Below are 22,020 nucleotides of genomic sequence, written 5' to 3'. Positions count from 1 at the left end.
TTTCCCTTTTAACAAATAGGTTTAATTTATTTGTATTGCTCACTATACTGTTGGGTTATAGTGTATTTGCTTTACAGATAGATTACACAATGAAACAAGTAACCGTTAATTTCCCTCTATTTCTATTACTCATTTGTGCACTAGTACTTTTGATACATTATACAATTCTACTCCCACTCAAAGGAAATTCTTTATGTTTGGATTCTTCCATATATCTTGCTACTATTTTTGTTTTCGGAATTGAAACAACATTGATTTTATTATTTTTCAGTAGTTTTATTTATGCTATATTTGATCGGAAAATTGCCCTTTGGAAGCATATTTTTAATTTTTCGATGTATGGGATCATGATAAGTGGAGCTCATTATGTGTTTCTACTCTCTGGAGGGAACATCGGAGTTTTTAATCTTGAGAGTTTAGTCCCATACATTATGGCATTAGTAAGTTATTACACTATAAATTTATTATTAATTGGTTGTTTTTTCTCTTTGAATTTATCAGAAAAGCTACTTCCAATAATAAAGGAAATAGGAAGAGAATCTATACTTAACTACTTAATCTCTTTAGTTTTGGCTTTCATATTAGCCATTCTCTTAGGTGAACACCCAGTCTTCGGAGTCATTATATATACATTTGTCATCGTGTTATTATCTGTCGCATTTAAAAAACACTTTAATCTATACGAAGAAATGTCTCAAGATAGAATATATCGTCAACAAATACTCGACTCACTCCCAGTAGGGATCATAACAGTAGATAATGAAGCTAGTAATTATTCGTTAAACACGGCTGCTATGTCACTATTAAACATGGAAAGTAATGATATTAAAGAACGGATTCATGTGTTTGGAGAGCGCTCTAACCAGCAGTTCTGGGATATTCTCAAGTCCAAGGAAATTTGTCAAAACGTTAAGATTCGGTATCAAAAAGAGGAAACCTGTCATCATTTGCTGGTTTCTCAATCAGAATTGTTAGATCAAGAGAAAGCATTAATCGGTCGGATTTTTTATTTTATTGATATAACTGACACCTACGAATTAGAAAAGCGAATGCATCATTCAGAAAAGCTTGCTGTTTTAGGCGAGCTTGCAGCAGGAGCGGCACATGAAATTCGTAATCCATTAACCGTTATTCATGGATTTTTATCATTGATGAAGCAATCCTTTACTGAATCGGATAAAAATAAATATCAAATTCCTTTATTGCTCAAGGAGTTTGATCGGATCAACTCTATTATTGAAGAGATGCTATTAATGGTTAAGCCAGGTGCACCTATCATACAAAAGGTATTTTTGGAGGATATCATTGCTGAAATTCCATTTAATAACGAACACGCTTCGGTTCATAAGGGGATAATCTTGAAGGTAGAATTGGAAAGAGTTCCGTTGATGCTCGATCCAAAGCAAATGAAACAGGTCTTATATAACTTAATTCGGAATAGTAGTGAAGCAATGAATGGCAAAGGGACAATCTCTATTTTTTCCAAGCAGTATAAGAACAACTACCAGATTTTTATTAAAGATACTGGTTCTGGAATCCATCCGGAAATAAAGAGTACCATTTTTAATCCTTTTTCTACGTCTAAGGAGACAGGGACTGGTTTAGGGTTAACCATTGTCCAGCGGATTATTGAAAATCATGATGGGAAAATAGAGGTTTTTGAGAGTACTGATGCAGGTACGACGTTTGTCATTACGCTTCCTTTACCCAAAAACAATTAGAGAGAGGAATGATAATGTGTATTTATCGATAAAAGAAACAGCGGAATATTTATCATGTACGACTGCGTATGTAGAAACACTTATTCAGCAAAAGAAAATTCGCGCCCTGTTTGATGGTGAAAATTATTTGATTAATAAGGATCAATTTACGACTCATTTGAAGCAAATGGAAAAATACAAAGAGCTTGTCGAAGAAATTCGAAATGAGCCAGTACCAGAAGATATTGATATAAAGGACGAGGATTAACGAAACTTTGTTAGAGGAGGAAGGGAAAATGAAGCCAATTTATAAAGTAATGACTTTTAATATACGCGTAATTGTACCATCTGACCCGTTTGTATGGGAGGATAGGAAACATTGGATTGCTCAAACTATTGACCAATATGAGCCCGATGTAATTGGAACTCAAGAAGCTAGTATCCCGATGCTACGTTGGCTTGAGGATAGATTTCAAGCAACCTATGACATATATGCGGTAAATCGTACCACTTCTACAGAGGTAGGGGAATTTAGTGCCATTTTTGTAAAAAAATCGACTTTCACCATTGGAGAAAAGGGTTCGTTTATGCTATCAAAAACTCCAGACTTGATAGGTAGTATGGGCTGGGATGCTCATTGTCCACGAATCTGTTCGTGGGTGGAGCTAACGTCAAAGGATGCAACAGAACCTGGTCTAAGATTTTTTAATACGCACCTAGATCACATGGGTCAAGTGGCGCGCAAAGAGGGATTGAAGCTAGTAGTAGATACAATACATAGCAAAAATGAGGAAAAGCCATTACCAGTTATGTTAACAGGGGATTTTAATGATTATCCAGAAAGCGAGCCTTTAGATGTGCTGAGCTCCATGAGAAGCTGTTATGACTTGTTTTCGGTAGAAGAGAAGAAAAACACCCTTACTTTTCATAATTTTGAAGGTGGAGTAACTGGAAGTCCGATTGATTATATTTTTAGCGATGATAGGGTCCAATTTGTCTCGACCACGATAATTAGAGACAGTTTTGATGGCGGCTATCCTTCCGATCATTATCCTATTTTGGCTACCATCGAACTGAAAAAATAAATAGAAGACTTAAAAAAGCTGAGAATTCTCGTATTGTGAAGACAGCTTTTTTTTGTTCATCTAGTAACTTGTCTGAATTGATCTATCTACTCATAGAATAGGTAATGCCACGCCTTTTACTTTAAAAGAAGATATAATGGAGAGTAAGATAGAATTTCCTTTTTATAAACAAAATTATTGGAAAAGGAGAAATGGATAATATGATTAGTTTAGATGAGGCAGTTGTACATAGATTAAAAGTGCATAAGGAATATTTTGAGACTGGTGAAACAAAGGATGTTGCCTTTCGGATTAAACAACTTGAGTTATTGAAGAAAGCGATTATTGAAAATGAAAAAGAACTAAATGAGGCGTTAGCAGCAGACCTTGGTAAATCAGCATTTGAGGCCTATGCATCCGAAATTGGCTATGTGCTTGATAGCATAAGCTTTTTTATAAAAAATGTGAAAAGCTGGGCAAAGATAAGAAAGGTGAAAACACCACTTGTTCATGTTGGTTCCAAGAGTTTTGTTTATCCAGAACCGTATGGAACAGTGTTGATTGTTGGGCCGTTCAACTACCCCTTTCAATTAGTAATAGAGCCGTTAATCGGAGCATTAGCAGCGGGGAATTGCGTGGTTCTCAAGCCTTCAGAGTTTACCCCCAATGTGTCACGTGTGATTGTAAAAATAATCAGTGAGAATTTCAAGGAGCGCTATATTAGTGTAGTGGAGGGTGGAAAAGAGGAAACATCAGCGCTTATCCACGCTCCGTTTGATTATATATTTTTTACAGGAAGTGTCGAAGTAGGAAAGATTGTCATGAAGGCGGCGGCCGAGAATCTTGTGCCAGTAACCTTGGAATTGGGTGGGAAAAGTCCTTGTATCGTAGATAAGGACGCCAATTTGGAAGTGGCGGCTAAGAGGATTGTTTGGGGCAAATTTATGAATGTCGGCCAAACATGTGTCGCCCCTGATTATATTCTTGTACACAGTGAAGTAAAGGAGAAATTCATCCAGAACTTAACAACCACCCTTTTCGAATTTTATGGAGCTGAGCCGCAAAAAAGTAAAGATTACGGAAGAGTGGTAAATAAGCGCCAATTGGACCGTTTAGTTTCATTATTAGATGAGGAAAAGGTAGTGGTTGGTGGAGATTTTGACCGGGAAGGGCTCTATATGGCTCCAACGTTGATGAAGGAGGTTAGATGGGAAGATAAGGTGATGCAAGAAGAGATTTTCGGCCCCATTTTACCAATACTGGAATATAACGAGTTACACGAAGCGATCGCAAGGATAAACAGCAATCCCAAACCTTTAGCTTTGTATTTATTTACGGAAAATAGTGATGTAGAGGGTAAGGTGATCCAGAACGTTTCTTATGGTGGAGGGTGTATCAATGACACAGTTACCCATCTTACTAATCCTTATCTGCCCTTTGGTGGCGTAGGATCTTCTGGAATTGGCTCCTATCACGGAAAGGATAGTTTTGAAACTTTTTCTCATAAGAAAAGTGTCTTGAAAAAGAGTACTAAGTTTAACTTAAGTTTTATTTATCCCCCATATTCTGATAAAAGTGTAAATCTATTAAGGAAAATTATGAAGTAAGGGGAAATATACCATGCTAATTCGGTTCCTTTTACATTCCTTTTTTTAGGCTAGTGTGTTAATATTTAGTAATACGAAATATAATGATGTAGTTGGTATTATTCTTTGAAATGGATCTTCTTCTGTGGAGATTCATTTTTCGTTTTTACTAGTCTAGGAAGGTGTATAAAATGAAACAGAAAAAAGTTAAGGAACCACTATGGACGAAATCCTTTGTTATGCTTATGGTAGGAAATCTATTTGTTTTCATGTCGTTTCAAATGTTGATCCCGACTTTGCCACCTTATATAAAGTCACTAGGAGCCTCTGGTTTGGAGATCGGTTTAGTAACAGCTTTGTTTTCAATAGGAGCTGTTTTGAGCAGACCTTTTATCGGATTTTTATTGGAGTATAAAGCACGGAAGCCATTAGTATTAATTGGAGCAGTAGCTTTACTAATGATTACCATCATTTATCCGCTTTCTCAAATCGTTGTGATTTTCCTGTTGTTCCGTTTTGTCCATGGTTTAGCATGGGGCTGGTCTACTACGGTTAATGGAACTGCTGCTGTGGATGTTATTCCGAAATCTCGGCTTGGGGAAGGGATGGGCTACTATGGGCTTTCTATTACTCTAGGGATGATTATAGCCCCTAGTTTAGGAATCTTTCTATACCAGGTTACTAGCTTTTCCAATTTAATTTATGTATCTAGTGTATTAGGTATTATTGCTTTGGGACTTCTTGCTATTGTGAGCTATCGTACACCAGACGTGGTTCGCGATACGAAAAGAGAGCAATTAAAGTTTTCTTATATAGGTTCTTTGGTAGAAAAAACGAGTTGGTATCCTTCTTTTATTACGTTAGTAGCTACATTTGGTTATGGTGCAATTGTAACGTTCATTGTTATTTTTGGAGAAGAAAGAGGACTCGATCAAATTTTTCTTTTCTATCTGTTTAATGCAATAATGGCCTCTATTTCACGACCATTGGCTGGAAAGTGGTTTGATCAGCGAGGACCAAAAGGGCTTGTATTAGGATGTATGTTCCTCTCCTTTATTGGAATGTGGGTGCTTTCATTTGCTCATTCCAATTTAATGCTAGCCATTGCGGGAGCGCTGTTTGGGGTTGGGTTTGGTTCCTTAATTCCGACGTTACAATCATGGACACTTTCTACTACACCTGATAATAGACGAGGTGTGGCAAATGGAATGTTCTTTTCATCTATTGACTTAGGAATTGGATTAAGTGGTTTAATATTTGGAGTGCTTGCTCAGTTTGTAGAAACAGCAACACTTTTCCAGATTTCTAGTTTCTTTCTTTTACTTGCGATGATATTTGCTTTTGCAGAAGGTCGTAAAAAACGTCTATTAATAGAAGAAAAACAGCGATTAACTTCATAAGAGAATTTAAAGAGGCTTGAGCCCTATGGACGTTACTTGGTAACGTCATAAGTGCTCAAGCCTTTTCTATTTCCTTCACACGTCCAACTTGTCCGTCTTGCAAGCGGACCTTAATCCCGTGAGGATGAAAACTCGATTTCGTTAAGATATCCTTTACAACACCTGCAGTTAACTTCCCGCTTCGCTGATCCTGCTTTAACACAATCTGTACATGTTGCCCTACGGTAATATCTGTTCTATTCTGTCCACTCATTTAATCATTCAGTCCATTTCGTTTGGGATATCGTTCCTTAAGTTTGTCTATTATAACATATCGAGGAAGATGAGGTCTGGTCCCGTTTGGAAAAAACTGTTTTTTGTTATATCTGAGTTTTGGCGCTTAATTTATTTTCTTATTAATAGCCCATTTCTTCTAGTAATTCCATCATTAAATCAGGACGATTGGTGATAATGCCGTCAGCACCTTTTTCGATAAGAGTGCGCATTGTTTCTTTGTCATCGATAGTCCAGTAGTGAATTTGTATTCCACGCCGCTGAGCGTCTTGGATAAATCGTTTATTCGTTAAATCAAAAATGCTTTCTTTTAAAGGAATTTGAAATGAATCAACTTCAGGGTAGTAGAGATTTCTAACAAAAAGCTTATGGAGTATCATATATTTCTTAATCTCCTGTCTACCACCTGCTATGGCGACGCGGTCGTTTGCGTAACGATCAAAGGTTCTAATGATTTCCTGATCAAAGGCAGCAACTAATAGTTTATCCTCCATCTTATACTGCTTCGTTAACTCCCAAAGCTTTTGAGCCATTTCTTCATATTGTTCTGGAGGATTACTGTCTTTAATCTCGATTTCAATACGCATGTTTCCAAACTCTTGAAATATTTCCTCCACGGTTGGAATGTAGACCCCTTGTCCTCGATAGCTAAAATTCCTTTCTAAGTCTTGAAAGTGAAACCCTGCGTCTAAAGCTTGAATTTCTTCTAACGTAAGATCAGCAACTGCGCCTGTTCCATCAGTGGTACGATCCACCGTTGCATCATGAATTGCGACTAAATGCCCATCCTTTGTAATATGTATATCTGTTTCAATGACATCGACGCCCATTTCAGCAGCTTGTTTGAAGGCGACCATTGTATTGGAAGGTGCTAGTAGCTCTCCACCTTGATGGGCAATAACTAAAGGCCGATCGTTTTCATAAAATGGTTTTTTATCCAATCTGCTAATAGGAGAAAACGTAAATACCAAACAGAGGGAAATCAAAATAGATACCAAGCCTCCAAAAACCAGCAAAACCTTCCCACCCCAACGACTCTTCTTCTTTAAAGGAACCTTAATCTCAGCCATCCTACTTAGTCCTCTCTATAGAAAATCAGATTATTCTACCATATATTATAGAATAATCTGAATAGAAAGTATATAGTTGGAAAACGGTGTCTGGCACTGTTTTCCACTATATCCCAAACTGTTTTTTCACGTCTTCTACTAGATGGTGGCGATTGTATTCGAAGTAGAGTGCTTGGTTGAGACGGTTTGGGCAGCCGAAGAAGAAGCGTTCGTAGAGTGTTTGCCTAGAACCAAAGGCGCTCATGCTGATGTCCCAGGCAAGCCTGAATAGTTTGATACGAGATTCCGCATCCGCGTTCGCCGCTTGAAGATACTGATCTAAATCGCCTTTGAGTGGCGATTGTAGATCTGCTTCGGTTGGGATCGTGACCAAGCCACTAGCCCCCAGAAGTTGAAGAATCTCTGTAAATCTCGGATACACTTTGGGAAATTGTACAACAGCAACAGAAAGTGGAGCAAGATCTGGTACCATTGTTCCCCATTTATCAAGTTTTGCGCCCATTTCAGAAGCGAGCAATAGTGCTTTATGATTTTCTAACGCAATAATGATTTCACATATTTTCTCTTTCACATGTGGGTATTCTCCGATTGCAATGGAATTCACTAACAGCTGAGCAACTCCGAGAATAAATTCCGCTTTCACAATTTGCCTCGATACAACTTGATGTAGAACTAGAGGCTTGAAACTACTTTGTGAATACAGATTATTGGCTACCTCTACATTCTCCACAACAAATACTCGGTCCCAAGGAACTAATACATCATCAAACACCATCACGGAATCCATTTCTTCAAAGCGTGAACCAAGAGGATGGTTAAATGTAGAAGAATCATAGGCAAAAGACTCCCTGCAGATAAACTTTAACCCTTCTGTATTACTAGGAATACTAAATGCATAAGCAAAAGGCTCCTCAAACATTTTCAAGCCTGAAGACGACACAATGATTTCATCTGTTATTCCACCTTGAGTTGCTAGAAGCCGCGCGCCTTTAATCACGATTCCATCAGGCGTCTTATCAACAATCCTTGCAGCAACAATATTATCATCAGATTCATAGTGCGTAGAAGAGCGGTTAACTTGAGGAGAGATAAAGGTATGGGTAAAAGAAAGATCCTTTTCTCTTGCAAACTCATAAAACCTTCGAAGATTCTCTGGAAATTGTGTGCCTTGTTCTGCCAAAATATCAGCTGACGCGGCTAATGCCATGATATTAGTATTTTTATAGTCAGGGGAGCGCCCCATCATACCATGTGAATACTTTGCCCAGACTTGAATCATTTTTCTGCGTTTTTCTAAATCCTCTTTTGTAGTAGGTCGTAAAAAAGAAGTTCCGACCCGCATACCTGTTGTATCGGACACATACGTCATAATGTCCTTAAGGTTTTCCTCATGCTGCAGGTCATATAAAGCCGCCTGACTTTTCATCACACCAGCAAATGCAGGGTGCTCTGAAATCTTACCTTTTACCTGTTCGCCATTATGCCATACATTCGCTTGTAGTCTATTGATACGATTGATATATTCTTGCCCAGTACTAGCAGCCATTCTAGTCACTCCTTGCCCCATTTTACCTATATACAATGTATGCGTACTACTTTGTCCAATTTCCAATTAGAGTGGAAAAGGGGCTCTGTAACAGTGTTTTCGAAGCCACAGGATTAAAATAAAATTCAACAAAACGTCCAGCATGTTATAGTGAAGGCAAGAACAATATAATAGGGTAAAGCTTATTACATATAGAAAGGGGAATTCGATGAGCGAAATTCATTCATCTATTAAACAATTAGACACACCATCCCTGCTTTTAGATTTAGACAAATTAAATGCTAATATCAAAAGAGTGAGTTCGTTTGCCAAGGAAAACCACTTACAATTGCGTCCGCATATTAAAACACATAAATCCATAAAAATTGCCAAGTTACAGCTAGAAAGCGGTGCAATAGGGATTACCACTGCGAAAATAGAAGAGGCAGAAGTAATGGCAAGTGCAGGTATTCAAGATATCCTCATTGCTTATCCGATATCCAGTCCGCAAAAAATCGAACGGATCGTTGGGTTGTTGAACAGAGGAGTCGACCTTAAAGTCGCCGTGGATAGTCTCGAACAATTGAAGCTTTTACAAAAAGGTTTAGAACATACGCCCCACTCTTTGGAGGTATGGATCAAAGTGAATTGTGGGCTGAACAGATGTGGAGTGGAGCCGGGAAAAGCCGCGTTGAAGCTAGCTCAAGCTATTCTATTTTTATCAAAACTTAGAGTCGGAGGAATTTTCACACATGCAGGTCATGCATACGGTGCTTCCTCCAAAGAAGTGATTAAGGAGATTAGTATAGCTGAGGCGAAAGCGGTAATTGACAGTGCGGATGAATGTGAAAAAGCTGGAATACCGATAAAAGTTAGAAGTGTCGGATCCACACCAACGTTCGAAATCGCTGGAAAAATAGAAGGAATAACCGAAGTTCGTCCTGGCAACGCAGTCTTTTATGATGCCATTCAAGTAGGACTAGGAGTCACCGACCATGAAACGTGTGCACTTACTATTTTAGCCTCAGTAGCAGGAGTTTACGAGGATAGAATCGTATTAGATTCCGGAAGTAAAACGCTTTGTCTAGATAAAGGGGCACATGGATTAGATTCAGTAAAAGGTTATGGTTATATCGTAGGCCATCCGGAGTTAACAATAGAGCGACTCTCGGAGGAGCATGGGGTTGTAGTATTTAAAGAAAAACCAAACTTAAAACTAAATGATAAGGTCCGGATTATCCCAAATCATGCGTGTACAGTAGCGAATCAATTTGAAAAATATACTGTTTGTGAGCAAGAACGAGTAGTGGATAGCTGGAAGGTAGATGCGAGAGGAAAATTGAAATAAAATAAACAGGAAACTTAGAGTGAAAACTGTTTGAACTCTAAGTTTCCTTGTTTGATTTAACGTAAAATAACAAGTTAATTCTTTTCGCAGGTGAGAGTGGAAAGACTTAAAAGGTTATTTTTTTCTACAACAGCGGTCGCCCCGGAGTTCATACATGCTTCTAGTTTCAGCATATTTGCCTCATGATGGTTCTCCATTTGAACAATTCTTCCAACACCAATGACTAAAATGGTGATAGTGGCTGAGATGAAAACCCGCTTGAGAATTTTATTAGAATGTAACGCGGACTTCTCCTGTTCATGATCAGAAGTTTTCTTATTAAACCGATAATCTCCGCTAAGATATTGACGGATTTCTCTATAAAATAAAGCATTTTGAAGGATTAATAACAGAAATATCCCGCATACAAATACATAACGATCAAAAGGAAAAAACATAAGGAGTACCAACATTGGCAGATAGCTGGAGTATAAAACATACACTTTTTTCGTAGCGTTACGCGTGACCTGGCTAAGCATTTCATCATCTTCTAAAATTTCATTTGGGCGAAAGGAAGTGAACGCATTTAGTCTATTTCTTGGATTCTCTTTATTATGCTGTTTAAGCTTCATAAAATAGGCAATGAAAAAAGCAATTAACAATCCGATTCCCGCAAAAAGGGAGAGAAGCGGCAGCATGCTCCAATTGATAATAACGTTATTCCCTACATTACTAAAAACACCTTCAAAACCATTGAATAGCATATCTGTAAAACGGACTACGCTATATGTCACAATCAATAAAATGATACATAAGGCAATATTCCATAATGGAAATTGTACTCGAAAATCCTTATTAGTCATCTAAATCCTCCCCCTCTAACCAAAATAACTCATCTACCGTTGTTTGCAGATACTTTGCTAAACGTAAAGACAAAGCAATCGATGGCGAAAACTCCCCTTTTTCAATAAAACCAATCGTCTGCCTTGTCACACCAACTCGTTTCCCAAGTTCCGACTGTGAAAATCCATGTCTAGCTCGAAGTTCCTTTACCCGATTCCGAAGCATAGTACCCTCCTTTATGTTAACTAATATACACAAATAGTAATGTATACTTAACATTTAGTCAATAATTATTAACATTAAATTTCCTGTTTTGGAAAGAGTAAAGGACTAACTAATAATCGATTATGAATCATGCTAAAACGGAAAGAAAACTTCAGTTTTTATCTAAAAAGAAGCTGTTTTTCCATAAAATAGTTCTTTTAGGTAACTAATTTGTTTATTTTTATCTTTTAAAAAGGTCCACTCATAAAAAAACTGCTCAGCTCAGCATTCACACACTGAGTTGAGCAGTTAAACCTTACCGCATTGGAAGTACCTTACATCAAGTAGAATTTATTAAAGTGTCTCCTCAAGCTCCACCCAATAATGGCACAATGTCAACAAACCTTTATCGAAGTTCTTTAGCTTGAAATTCTCATTTGGTGCATGGACATTATCTGTTGGTAAACCGAAGCCCATCAACACAATCGGAGCCTTCAACACTTCATCAAGAGTGGATACGATTGGCAAGGATCCTCCACCTCTTGTAAAGGAAGTTGGTACCTCATATACCTTTTCGAATGCACGGCTAGCTGTTTGGATGGCAGGGTGATCAAATGGTGTCACAAATGGTGCACCTTTATCAAATAAGGTAACGGTTACTTCTACACCTGGTGGGGTGTGGTCGTTGACATGCTTTTGTAAAAGCTCTAGTATTTCATCTGGATCTTGATCTGGAACAAGACGGCATGTGATTTTAGCATGTGCTTCGGCAGGTAAAACGGTTTTAATCCCTTCACCTTGGAAGCCGCCATAAATTCCATTTACCTCAAGAGTAGGACGGACCCATGTTCTTTCTAAAAAGCTATAGCCTTTTTCTCCGTATAGCTCTGTCACGCCGACTTCCTGTTTTACACTTTCTTCTGTGACATGTAGCGCGTTAAAGGCAGCTTTTTCAGCATCGGTTAAAGGAACTACTTTATCATAGAATCCGTCCACTGTTATGAAGCCATCCTTATTGTGAAAGGATTGAAGTAATTCTACTACGGCGTGTATTGGATTCTGAACAGCTCCACCATATAATCCAGAATGAAGATCGCGGCGTGGACCTTTAACGTCTAATTGAAAGCCGCACATTCCCCGAAGTCCGTAGCAGATTGTTGGTTTATCTTCTTCCAACATGGCAGTATCGGATATGACAACCACATCGGCAGCAAGAAGTTCTTTATTTTCCCCAATAAAAGCAGGTAAATTAGGGCTACCTACTTCTTCTTCGCCTTCAATACAAAACTTAAAGTTGAATGGCAGTGTGCCTGTTGTTTGTAAAAGGGCTTCAAGTGCCTTTAGGTGCATAAAGGTTTGTCCCTTGTCGTCACTTGCGCCGCGAGCGTAAATGGCATCGTCCCTAAGCGCTGGTTCAAACGGTGGCGTGTCCCATAAATGAAGAGGATCAACAGGTTGCACATCATAATGTCCATAAATTAAGATGGTTGGCTTTCCTGCTGCTTTTAACCATTCTCCATAAACAACTGGATGGCCTTTAGTAGGATAGAGTTCGACATTATCCATTCCCAAATTGCGTAATGCGTCTGCAAACCACTCGGCAGCACGTTGGGTATCCTTTTTGTGGTCACTTAGGGAACTAATACTCGGTATGGAAAGTAAATCAAGTAGTTCACCTAAATGTTTCTCACGTTGATTTTGTAAATAGGTTTGAAAAGTGTTCATGCTTGGACCTCCTTGATATTTCTTGCTCTTTTCACTTTCGTTTTGTAAAGTTAGGTTCAAAATACTAACTTTTGTACTTAATGATAATTCAAACTATTTAAAAAACATAGCAAAAAAGGTATGATATTACATATAAAATAAATAATTCAAGATATTCGTTTAGCTAAACGAAGTATTTATTCCACAAAAAATAGATTTACATAAATCAACATAGACTAAACAGAGCAAATAGTTTGGGGGATTAAGACAGATGGGGAAAGTGTTTTCATATTTAAAGCCATATAAAATTGCAGTAGGAATTGCACTAACGCTAATGCTTACGGAATTAGTGGTCGAGCTGTTACAGCCACTGCTAATGGCAAAAATAATTGATGATGGAATTTTGCAAGAAGATCTGGGAGTGGTCATGAAATGGGGCGGAATTATGGTTGCTCTGTCCTTTGTCGCATTTTTAGCTGGAGTAATTAATTCTTTTTTTGCGGCTCATGTATCTCAGGGGTTTGGGTATGACCTTCGGAAAGGGTTATTTGGAAAAATACAATCCTTCTCCTTCGCAAACTTTAATTTATTTCCAACTTCCTCCCTTATTACGAGGATGACGAACGATGTGACCCAAGTTCAAAATACTGTATTTATGAGCTTGCGTATTATGCTACGGGCGCCACTTTTGATTATTGGTGGAGTGGTGATGGCCTTAATTGTGAACTTCCAGCTTGCTTTATTTTTAGTAATAGGTGTTCCTATTCTTTTTATTTTCCTCGTATGGGTGATGAAAAGAGGAGGTGCGTTGTTTAAGACGGTTCAAGAAAAGTTAGATGGAGTAAATAATGTAATGCGAGAAAATCTAGGCGGTATTCGGTTAATAAAAGCCTTTCTTCGCAAAAATCATGAAATCAAACGCTTCGAACATGCAAGTGATGAGTTAAAGGATCAAACAGTCTTCGCTCTAAGATTAATGGAAGTAACAATGCCGATTCTTCTACTCATTATGAATGTAAGTATCTTAGCGGTTCTTTGGTTCGGGAGTGCCGGTGTGAATACAGGGAATGCGCAAGTAGGTGAAGTAGTAGCGATTGTTAATTATGCAACCAGAATTACAGGGGCATTATCAATCTTTTCTTTCATTATTATGGCCTTTGCACGAGCGAAAGCTTCTGCTCATCGGATATCGGATGTATTGGAAGAAGAAATTGATTTAGTAGATAAAGAAGGGATAGCAGAAAAGGCGACTATGTTTACTGGTGAAGTGAAGTTTTCCTCTGTTTCCTTCCACTATCCTAACACGCAGACACCTGTTTTAGAGGGGATTACTTTTCATGCTAATGCAGGTGCAACAGTGGCAATTATGGGTGCAACAGGAGCAGGGAAATCATCTTTATTTCAGCTAATACCACGGTTATATGACGTAAACGAAGGCACCATTTATATTGATCACACAGACATTACGGATCTATCATTAAAGAATTTGCGTGGCCAAATTGGCTATGTGCCACAAGAAGTGCTTCTTTTTTCAGGAACAGTCAAGGATAACATTGCCTGGGGGAAAGAAAATGCCACAATTGAAGAAATCATCCAAGCGGCAAAAGACGCACAAATTCATGAGACCATAGACCGGCTACCCAAAAAATATGAAACGATTTTAGGGCAAAAAGGAGTAAATTTATCTGGAGGGCAAAAGCAACGATTGTCGATTGCTCGCGCTTTGGTGAGAAGGCCGAAGATTCTCATGCTTGACGATAGTACAAGTGCATTAGATTTAAAAACGGAAGCTAAGCTGTTAACAGCGCTTAAGAAATATGAATGCACGACATTTATTATTACACAAAAAGTAAGTACGGCAATGGAAGCCGATAAGATTCTACTATTAGAAGATGGAAAGCTGCTTGAAGAGGGTAGTCATTCTCAGCTATTAAAGCATTCCACTCTGTATCAACATATCTATCAATCACAGTTTGGAGCGGAGGTGGCAGAGCATGTCGAAGCGTATAAGTAGTAGTGCTGCCATTGAAAAAAAAGCTAATCCAAAGGCAAAAGCTAAGGATTGGAAGGGAACTATTAGGCGGGTATGGATGTATCTTGGTGAAAGAAAAGGACTCTTATCATTAGTTTTATTAATGGTGTTAGCGAGCTCCGCACTCGGTTTATTAGGTCCGTTTATCGTAGGAATGGCGATTGATAATTATATTGTAGAACGTGATAGTGCAGGATTGATAAATGTATTAATTGGTTTAATTTTCATCTACATCTTTTATTCGTTATCGACTTGGCTCCAAAACTATTGGATGGTTGGGATTGCTCAAGATACCGTATTTAAAATGCGAACGCAACTATTTCAGCATTTGCATAAGCTGCCAATCCCTTATTTTGATAAAAGACAGCACGGAGAATTAATGAGTAGAGTAACGAATGATATGGAAAATGTCAGTTCTACCTTAAATAGCTCTGTGATTCAAATTTTCTCGAGTATCTTGACTCTTGTTGGAACTGTTTCAGTGATGCTTTATTTAAGTCCTATTTTAACGGGTATCACTTTAATCATTGTACCAATCATGTTCTTTGGGTTAAGGTGGATTACCAATCGTACTGGTCCACTTTTTAAGCAAACACAGCGCAATCTAGGGGAACTGAATGGTTATATCGAGGAAACAATCTCTGGCCAACGAATCGTTAAAACCTTTTCGCAAGAAGATAAAGTAATGAATGAATTTATGGAAAAGAGTGAGCGCTTAAAGAAAAGTGCTTATTGGGCTCAGACCTACTCTGGGTTTATTCCTAAGTTGATGAATATGTTAAACAATTTAAGTTTTGCTATTATCGCAGGAATCGGGGGCATAATGGCCCTAAATGGAATGGGAATTACCATTGGAGTAATTGTAATCTTTGCCGAGTATTCTCGCCAATTTACACGACCGTTAAATGATCTCGCAAACCAATTTAACACGTTACTTTCAGCGGTCGCTGGTGCAGAGCGTGTGTTTGATGTACTAGATGAAGAAGAAGAGGCAATTGATGAAAAAGACGCAATCGAGTTGGGAACAGTAAAAGGGGAAATTGAATTTCGAGACGCGACGTTTTCTTATGATGAGGATGATAACACGATTAAGAATATAAGCTTCCATGCATCAGTTGGGGAAACAGTCGCTTTTGTTGGACCAACAGGAGCTGGGAAAACAACGATCATTAACTTAATCTCACGTTTTTACGACTTGAATAGTGGCAGCATCTTGTTAGATGGACATCCTATCAATCAAATAAAGCGCTCTAATCTACGAAAACATATGGCTTTTGTGCTGCAGGATTCCTTTTTATTTGAAGGAACCATTCGCGAGAATATACGCTACGGAAGACTGAATGCAACAGATCAGGAAGTGGAGGAAGCAGCTAAACTTGCTAATGCACATTCTTTTATCCAAAAGCTACCTGGCCAATATGATTTCACATTGAAGCAGGACGGGAGTGGGATAAGTCAGGGACAAAAGCAACTGCTCTCCATTGCACGAGCAGTTCTAGCTAATCCGACCATCCTTATTTTAGATGAAGCAACAAGTAGTATTGATACGATTACGGAAATGAAAATTCAAGAGGCATTACACCGTTTGATGGAAGGTAGAACAAGCTTTGTTATTGCTCATCGATTAAATACCATTCAAAAAGCTGATCAAATCTTAGTCTTGAAAGAAGGCGAGATTATTGAAAAAGGCTCACATGACGAGCTTCTCGAAGAAAAAGGTTTTTATTATGAGTTGTTTACCAGTCAATTAAAAAAAGAAGTTGGGTAAAAAGAAGGATGCATCTTCGTCTTCATACGAGAGGATGCATCTTTTTATTGCAAGGAATTCCAAATGGAACTTTGGCAAGTGATTAAGTTTATAAGCCATTCCTTTTCCTTATTTATGATATCGAAGGCTCCAACAATCACTTTGAGGGCCTGGATTGTGTTTCTATCCAAATCGGTGACCTCAGACAGTCAAGCTGAGGACCTGGATTTCGTCTCTATCAAATCCTAGCACGGAAATCATCTGGGAGTTTAAAGGTGACACTCTTTTTCAGATATCCTTTTGTAAAAAAACCTAACAAACTAAATAATCATTTCGAAAATAAAAATATTGTCTAATTTGTGAACATACTATATAATCCTGACTTATAGTAGGAAAATTCTAAAAATTACGATTAAAGGGGGATTTTTATTTGGAAAATTTTCAAGAATGGTTAGAGGCTTCATTTGGATTACTCGTGAGTTATTTATGGAGCACACCTATGATTGTATTATGTTTAGGCGTAGGGTTACTATTTACCATTTTAACTCGATTTGTACAGGTACGACTTGTTAAAGATATGATTAAGCACATGTTCGAAGGAAAAAAATCAAGTGCTGGAGTTTCCTCTTTCCAAGCGCTGGCAATTTCATTGTCGGGTCGTGTTGGTACAGGTAATATCGTTGGAACGGCAACGGCAATTGCAATGGGGGGACCAGGAGCAGTATTTTGGATGTGGGCAATTGCGTTTATCGGTGCTTCTAGCGCGTTCATTGAGTCTACACTCGCACAAGTTTATAAAGTAAAGCAAGATGGCGAATATCGAGGAGGACCAGCTTATTACATAGAAAAAGGAATCGGTTGGAAATGGTATGGGATTTTGTTTGCTGTTTCTGCAATTTTAGCTATGAGTATATTGATGCCAGGTGTTCAAGCATTTGCGATTGGTGATGGTTTATATAATGCATTCGGTGCTAATAAACAAATTGTTGCCATCAGTCTTGTAGTAGTTATTGCTCTTATTATTTTTGGTGGTGTAAAACGTATTGCCACGGTTGCCCAATACGTGGTACCTTTTATGGCTATAGCATATATTATAATGGCTTTTATCATTATTGGACTCAATATCGGAGAGCTACCTGCCGTGTTTGGATTAATTTTCCGTAGTGCATTTGCTGTAGATTCTGCATTTGGCGGTATTATTGGAATGGCCATTGCATGGGGAGTTAAGCGTGGAATTTATTCCAATGAAGCTGGACAAGGTACTGGCCCACACGCAGCAGCAGCTGCTGAAGTATCACATCCTGCGAAACAAGGCTTAGTCCAAGCTTTCTCCATCTATATCGATACATTGCTTGTTTGTTCTGCAACTGCATTTATGATTCTTTTTACGGGAATGTACAATGTCGCTGATCCTGCAACTGAAGGTGGCTTTATTGTGAATAACTTAGGTGCTAACGTAGAAGCAGGAGCTAAGTATACACAAGCTGCGGTAGAATCAATTTTCCCTGGATTTGGAGCAGGATTTGTTGGGATTGCCTTACTTTTCTTCGCTTTCACAACTATTATGGCATACTATTATATTGCGGAAACAAACGTAGCCTACCTTATGCGTGGAAGAAGTAATAAAATACCGATGTTTATATTAAAGGTAGTACTTCTAGTTGCAACTTATTTAGGTGTAGTTAGAACCTCTCAAATTGCTTGGGATCTTGGGGATATCGGTTTAGGTCTGATGGTGTGGATAAACCTTATCGCTATTTTGATCTTAGCTAAACCAGCTCTTAAAGTATTAAAAGATTATGACGAACAAAAGAAACAAGGGTTGGATCCAGTATTTAATCCTGACAAGCTAGGAATTAAAAACGCAGAATTTTGGACGGAAGAATATAAGAAAAAAGATGATGAAAAAGCATCTTGACAAAGTAGATGAGGCTGGGACATTAATTAAATCCCCATCTCTATTTACGAACGATTTAATCTAAATGCCCTTTTAAAGTACACTTTTGATTTTTAGAGTACCTAGCTGTTGATTGGAGCACAAGGCGAAGACTCCTGCGGGAGATAGTGTTTGGTGGAGACCCCCGCAGGCAAAGCCAAGGAGGCTCCACCAACGTCCTCTGGATAAGCGAAGCCTAGTGCGGAAATCAACAGCGGTGTTTAACAGAGCCAAACTAAAAAATCCGAACTAATGCAAAATTCTACTTAGAATTTCGCATAATAGTTCGGATTTTTCTTTAACAAATATTCTTTTGTCCCAGCCTCATGAAAAGATACAGTTCTAGATTTCGAGTAAACACCTATGCAAAAAAATCGCAACATAGCTAATGAAAAAGTGGACTGCCCGCGGAAACTGAACGCCTGGCACTGAGTTCTACAGGGAATTTAATGTGGTACTCCTATTTTAAGGGTAGCGCTTTTTCATTGGATAATTCTTCCAATAACAAGTGGATGTGTATCGAAGTAAAAAAGAAATGTTGAAATATCTATCGAATTCAAAAGGAATTTTGTTTATCCTGTCGAAAATAAAAGCTAGTAGATATCTTTATTGATAAGATTGGGGATTCAACATGCTAGCTGAAAAATTACTTTTACATGTATTAATTATCCTTGCTCCGGTCTTAATTTACTATATGGTATCAGAGAATAAGAGGTTTCGAAGTTCTCCGTACTTTATAGGTTTATTACAAGGTGTTGCGGCAAGTTTATGTTTGTTATTTGCCTTTTACGATTATGGACTATATTGGGATCTGCGTTACATCCCACTTGTTTTAGCTATATTATATGGCGGACCAAAAGCAGGGGTTATGGTACTAGCGGCAATATTAGGTACAAGAACATATCTCGGAGGGGATGCTCTTCTCTTTGGATACTTTAGTGCGTTACTATCTGCCTTGTTCCCATTTTTAATGATAAAAAAATTCAATAAGCTACAGGAAAAGAAGAAACGGATTGGTCTCTCTGTATTAGTCGGACTCTGGCCGAACATAGTGATGCTAAGTATTCTTTTAACCTTTTTATTATTACAACCAGACTACTCTGGAGGGACTAGTCTCATGTTGTATATTCTTTCTTTTGGATTAATCCAAGTAATTGGGGTGGGCATTGCTTCCATGCTTCATGAGGCAGCTCTGGAACGGGAAATAATGAGACAGGAAATAGCCAGAGCGGAGAAATTAAATACACTAGGAGAATTAGCAGCTTCTATCGCACATGAAGTAAGAAACCCCTTAACGGTTGTAAAAGGATTCTTACAGCTCATGCAAAAAGAAGAAAAAGAAAAGAACTTTCCATACATCCCACTTGTCCTAAGTGAATTAGGACGAGCAGAGTCCATAATCAACGACTATTTAAATTTTGCAAAACCAGAATTTAAAAAAATTGAAAAGGTCAACCTCGGAGAACTGCTCAGTGACGTGATAATGCTGTTAAACCCCTTAGCATTGAAAAATGGGGTAGCATTGGATAGTTATCTAGAAAATAACGTTTATATGGAAACAGATAAAAACCAATTCAAACAAGCTCTCGTCAATATTATAAAAAATGCGATAGAGGCAACTCCTCAAGAGGGGCGAGTTTTTACAAAATTATTATTTAACGATAATCAAACAACGATAATTGTTAAAGATAATGGACACGGTATGACAAAGGAACAGCTCTCTCGAATAGGGACGTTATTTTATAGTACAAAAGACAAAGGAACGGGTCTCGGGACGACCGTTTCAATAAGAATTATTGAGACAATGAACGGCAAGGTAGAGTATGCCAGTAAGCTTGGAAAAGGTACGGAGGTAAAGCTTACATTTCAAGATGTGACAAGAATTTAGCAGAGTAAAAGGATGCACCTACGTATACAACCGTGGGTGCATTTCTTCGTCTTTCCTATAATTTCTCGAGCGGTTTATCTGCGGGTCCTTCTAAAACATCCCCATGGATGGAAAATCTTGAACCATGACATGGGCAATCCCAGCTTCTGTCCCCATGATTCCATTCTACTTCACATCCTAAGTGAGTACAGGTCGTATCTACACAATATATTTCCCCTTTATCATCTTTATAGGCGCCGGCACGTCGACCATCAATCGAAACGACACCACCTTCATCTAACCCTAGGTCTTCTGGTTTTTTAGTAGGACGGTCTAACTTCCCCTCGATTAAATGACCAGCAACATCCATATTGGCACTGATAAATTTCTTTAAGCTAGGATCTGCAACAAAGCGAGAAGGAGCGAATAAATCCATATACTTATTCTGTTTTCCATTAACAAGATCTTGTAACAGGAGTGCCGCTGCTGTTCCATTTGTCATGCCCCATTTTCGAAAACCAGTTGCAATGAAAATATTTGGATTATTAGAGGTAATACGCCCGATATATGGGACTTTATCCAATGTATAGAGATCTTGGGCTGACCAACGATAGGAAACTTCCTTTAGTCCGAGTGATTCCTCTCCAAAAGTTTTTAATGCTTCATAGTGTTTTAATGTATCTGTTCCTTGCCCAGTTTTATGACCTTCTCCACCAATAAGTACGAGCTTTTCTCCATTCACTGTGACGGAACGTAAGGATCTTGTTGGTTGTCCGGCACTGAGATACATTCCACCAGGAAATTCCTTATCTGTCTTGGCTGCCACTACATAGGAGCGTTCTGCATACATTCTCGTAAAAAAGAAGCCTTTTCCATCGTAAAATGGAAAATGGGAGCAAGCTAAAATAGAGTTACATTTTATTTTGGCGCCGGATCTTGTAATGACTTGAAGCTCAGGTGATTCTTCGACATCGATAGCAACTGTTTGCTCATAAATTCTTCCACCTTTTTCTAAAATCCCTTCCACTAAAACCTTTAAATAGTGAAGAGGATGGAACTGGGCTTGATCCTTCATAACCAACGCACTTTTTGTTGGAATGGAGAAGGGGATTTCATTGATAAGATCTTTCTTAATACCGAGCTTTTGATAAGCATCTAATTCTTGATAAATCTTTTGTTCCTCTTCATCTGTTGTTGCATAGATATAGGCATCTTGTTTGCTAAAATCACATTCTATTCTTTTGAGATTCACGATATCTTTTATGTAATGTAACGCGTCATTGTTTGCCTCATAATAGAGCTTCGCTTTTTCCTCGCCAATATGATTTATTAATTCATCATAAATTAACCCATGCTGGGCAGTTATTTTGGCAGTAGTATGACCGGTTGTGCCATTTAGGATTTGATCTGCATCAACCAATACAACACGATGACCATCCTGTGCTAGTTGATAGGCAGCTGTGATTCCTGTAATGCCGGCCCCCACAATACAGACATCTGCATTTGTATCCTCCTGTAAAGGGGAGAAGGAAGGCAGCGAAGTAGATTCTCTCCAATAGGGTTCTGGAGATTTAGGTAATTGATTAAACGAATTTGATTCCAACATAAAAATCCTCCTTGAAAAGAAACATGTTCATAATTTTTCCAAAACGAAGAAATTCATGTATGTATTCCTTTTTTTATGTCAAGTAAGGTAGAATGAGTGAAGAAACGTTTAAAACCCCATCAGAGGGTGATAAAGG

The 22,020-nt window shown here is 38.3% G+C and carries 17 protein-coding genes; 10 read left to right on the top strand and 7 right to left on the bottom strand.

Annotated features, from left to right (window positions below):
- Positions 1–197 precede the first annotated feature (197 nt).
- The 5 genes from BK580_RS20735 to BK580_RS20715 all read left to right on the top strand — a co-directional run bounded on the left by BK580_RS20735 (position 198) and on the right by BK580_RS20715 (position 5,750).
- Positions 198–1,721, top strand: a complete 1,524-nt coding sequence (locus BK580_RS20735) for a two-component system sensor histidine kinase NtrB (protein ID WP_169865186.1) — start codon at positions 198–200, stop codon at positions 1,719–1,721.
- A gap of 16 nt (positions 1,722–1,737) precedes the next feature.
- Positions 1,738–1,968 (top strand): excisionase family DNA-binding protein, encoded by a 231-nt coding sequence (locus BK580_RS20730; RefSeq protein WP_078382172.1) that lies wholly within the window; start codon positions 1,738–1,740, stop codon positions 1,966–1,968.
- Between the two features lie 28 nt (positions 1,969–1,996).
- Complete coding sequence (locus tag BK580_RS20725; protein ID WP_078382171.1) at positions 1,997–2,785, top strand: endonuclease/exonuclease/phosphatase family protein; 789 nt, start codon at positions 1,997–1,999, stop codon at positions 2,783–2,785.
- Between the two features lie 200 nt (positions 2,786–2,985).
- Positions 2,986–4,371: an aldehyde dehydrogenase gene (locus BK580_RS20720; RefSeq protein ID WP_235864085.1), complete on the top strand. Its 1,386-nt coding sequence runs from the start codon at positions 2,986–2,988 to the stop codon at positions 4,369–4,371.
- A gap of 170 nt (positions 4,372–4,541) precedes the next feature.
- Complete coding sequence (locus BK580_RS20715; RefSeq protein WP_078382169.1) at positions 4,542–5,750, top strand: MFS transporter; 1,209 nt, start codon at positions 4,542–4,544, stop codon at positions 5,748–5,750.
- A gap of 55 nt (positions 5,751–5,805) precedes the next feature.
- On the opposite strand, the gene BK580_RS20710 is transcribed toward BK580_RS20715, so the two are convergent.
- From BK580_RS20710 to hpaB, 3 genes are all read right to left on the bottom strand, one after another.
- Positions 5,806–6,003 (bottom strand): YwbE family protein, encoded by a 198-nt coding sequence (locus BK580_RS20710; protein ID WP_078382168.1) that lies wholly within the window; start codon positions 6,001–6,003, stop codon positions 5,806–5,808.
- 142 nt (positions 6,004–6,145) lie between these two features.
- The gene (locus BK580_RS20705; RefSeq protein ID WP_078382167.1) at positions 6,146–7,093 is read right to left on the bottom strand and encodes a glycerophosphodiester phosphodiesterase family protein; all 948 of its coding nucleotides are present in this window, start codon (positions 7,091–7,093) and stop codon (positions 6,146–6,148) included.
- A gap of 106 nt (positions 7,094–7,199) precedes the next feature.
- On the bottom strand, positions 7,200–8,639 hold the full coding sequence (hpaB, locus tag BK580_RS20700) for a 4-hydroxyphenylacetate 3-monooxygenase, oxygenase component (protein WP_078382166.1): 1,440 nt from the start codon (positions 8,637–8,639) through the stop codon (positions 7,200–7,202).
- A 208-nt stretch (positions 8,640–8,847) separates the two neighbouring features.
- On the opposite strand from hpaB, the gene BK580_RS20695 reads away from it, so the two are divergent.
- Positions 8,848–9,966, top strand: coding sequence for a D-TA family PLP-dependent enzyme (locus BK580_RS20695; protein ID WP_078382165.1), 1,119 nt, complete (start codon positions 8,848–8,850; stop codon positions 9,964–9,966).
- Between the two features lie 74 nt (positions 9,967–10,040).
- On the opposite strand, the gene BK580_RS20690 is transcribed toward BK580_RS20695, so the two are convergent.
- The 3 genes from BK580_RS20690 to BK580_RS20680 form a co-directional block, all read right to left on the bottom strand.
- A complete protein-coding gene (locus BK580_RS20690; protein WP_078382164.1) occupies positions 10,041–10,808 on the bottom strand; it encodes a hypothetical protein in 768 nt (255 codons plus the stop codon).
- The gene (locus BK580_RS20685) at positions 10,801–11,013 is read right to left on the bottom strand and encodes a helix-turn-helix transcriptional regulator (RefSeq protein ID WP_078382163.1); all 213 of its coding nucleotides are present in this window, start codon (positions 11,011–11,013) and stop codon (positions 10,801–10,803) included. The genes BK580_RS20690 and BK580_RS20685 overlap by 8 nt, the downstream gene beginning before the upstream one ends.
- Positions 11,014–11,346: 333 nt before the next feature.
- On the bottom strand, positions 11,347–12,717 hold the full coding sequence (locus BK580_RS20680; protein WP_078382162.1) for a dipeptidase: 1,371 nt from the start codon (positions 12,715–12,717) through the stop codon (positions 11,347–11,349).
- A gap of 250 nt (positions 12,718–12,967) precedes the next feature.
- Between BK580_RS20680 and BK580_RS20675 the strand changes: the two genes are divergently transcribed.
- The 4 genes from BK580_RS20675 (at position 12,968) to BK580_RS20660 (ending at position 20,299) form a co-directional block, all read left to right on the top strand.
- Positions 12,968–14,710, top strand: a complete 1,743-nt coding sequence (locus BK580_RS20675; protein ID WP_078382161.1) for an ABC transporter ATP-binding protein — start codon at positions 12,968–12,970, stop codon at positions 14,708–14,710.
- Positions 14,691–16,496 carry an ABC transporter ATP-binding protein gene (locus BK580_RS20670; RefSeq protein ID WP_078382160.1) on the top strand — a complete coding sequence of 602 codons (1,806 nt, stop codon included), beginning with the start codon at positions 14,691–14,693 and terminating at the stop codon, positions 16,494–16,496. The genes BK580_RS20675 and BK580_RS20670 overlap by 20 nt, the downstream gene beginning before the upstream one ends.
- A 478-nt stretch (positions 16,497–16,974) precedes the next feature.
- Entirely contained in the window at positions 16,975–18,393 is a 1,419-nt protein-coding gene (locus BK580_RS20665) for an alanine/glycine:cation symporter family protein (RefSeq protein WP_078382854.1), read from the top strand.
- A gap of 649 nt (positions 18,394–19,042) precedes the next feature.
- Positions 19,043–20,299 carry an ATP-binding protein gene (locus BK580_RS20660; RefSeq protein WP_078382159.1) on the top strand — a complete coding sequence of 419 codons (1,257 nt, stop codon included), beginning with the start codon at positions 19,043–19,045 and terminating at the stop codon, positions 20,297–20,299.
- Between the two features lie 55 nt (positions 20,300–20,354).
- Here the strand turns inward: BK580_RS20660 and BK580_RS20655 are convergent, their stop codons facing one another.
- Positions 20,355–21,884 carry an FAD-dependent oxidoreductase gene (locus BK580_RS20655; RefSeq protein WP_408055250.1) on the bottom strand — a complete coding sequence of 510 codons (1,530 nt, stop codon included), beginning with the start codon at positions 21,882–21,884 and terminating at the stop codon, positions 20,355–20,357.
- Positions 21,885–22,020 lie beyond the last annotated feature (136 nt).

It is taken from the genome of Sutcliffiella halmapala (assembly GCF_002019665.1).
Taxonomy (GTDB): domain Bacteria; phylum Bacillota; class Bacilli; order Bacillales; family Bacillaceae_I; genus Sutcliffiella_A; species Sutcliffiella_A halmapala.
Note: the sequence above shows the minus strand (reverse complement) of the source record. Positions and strands in the feature narration are given on the sequence as shown.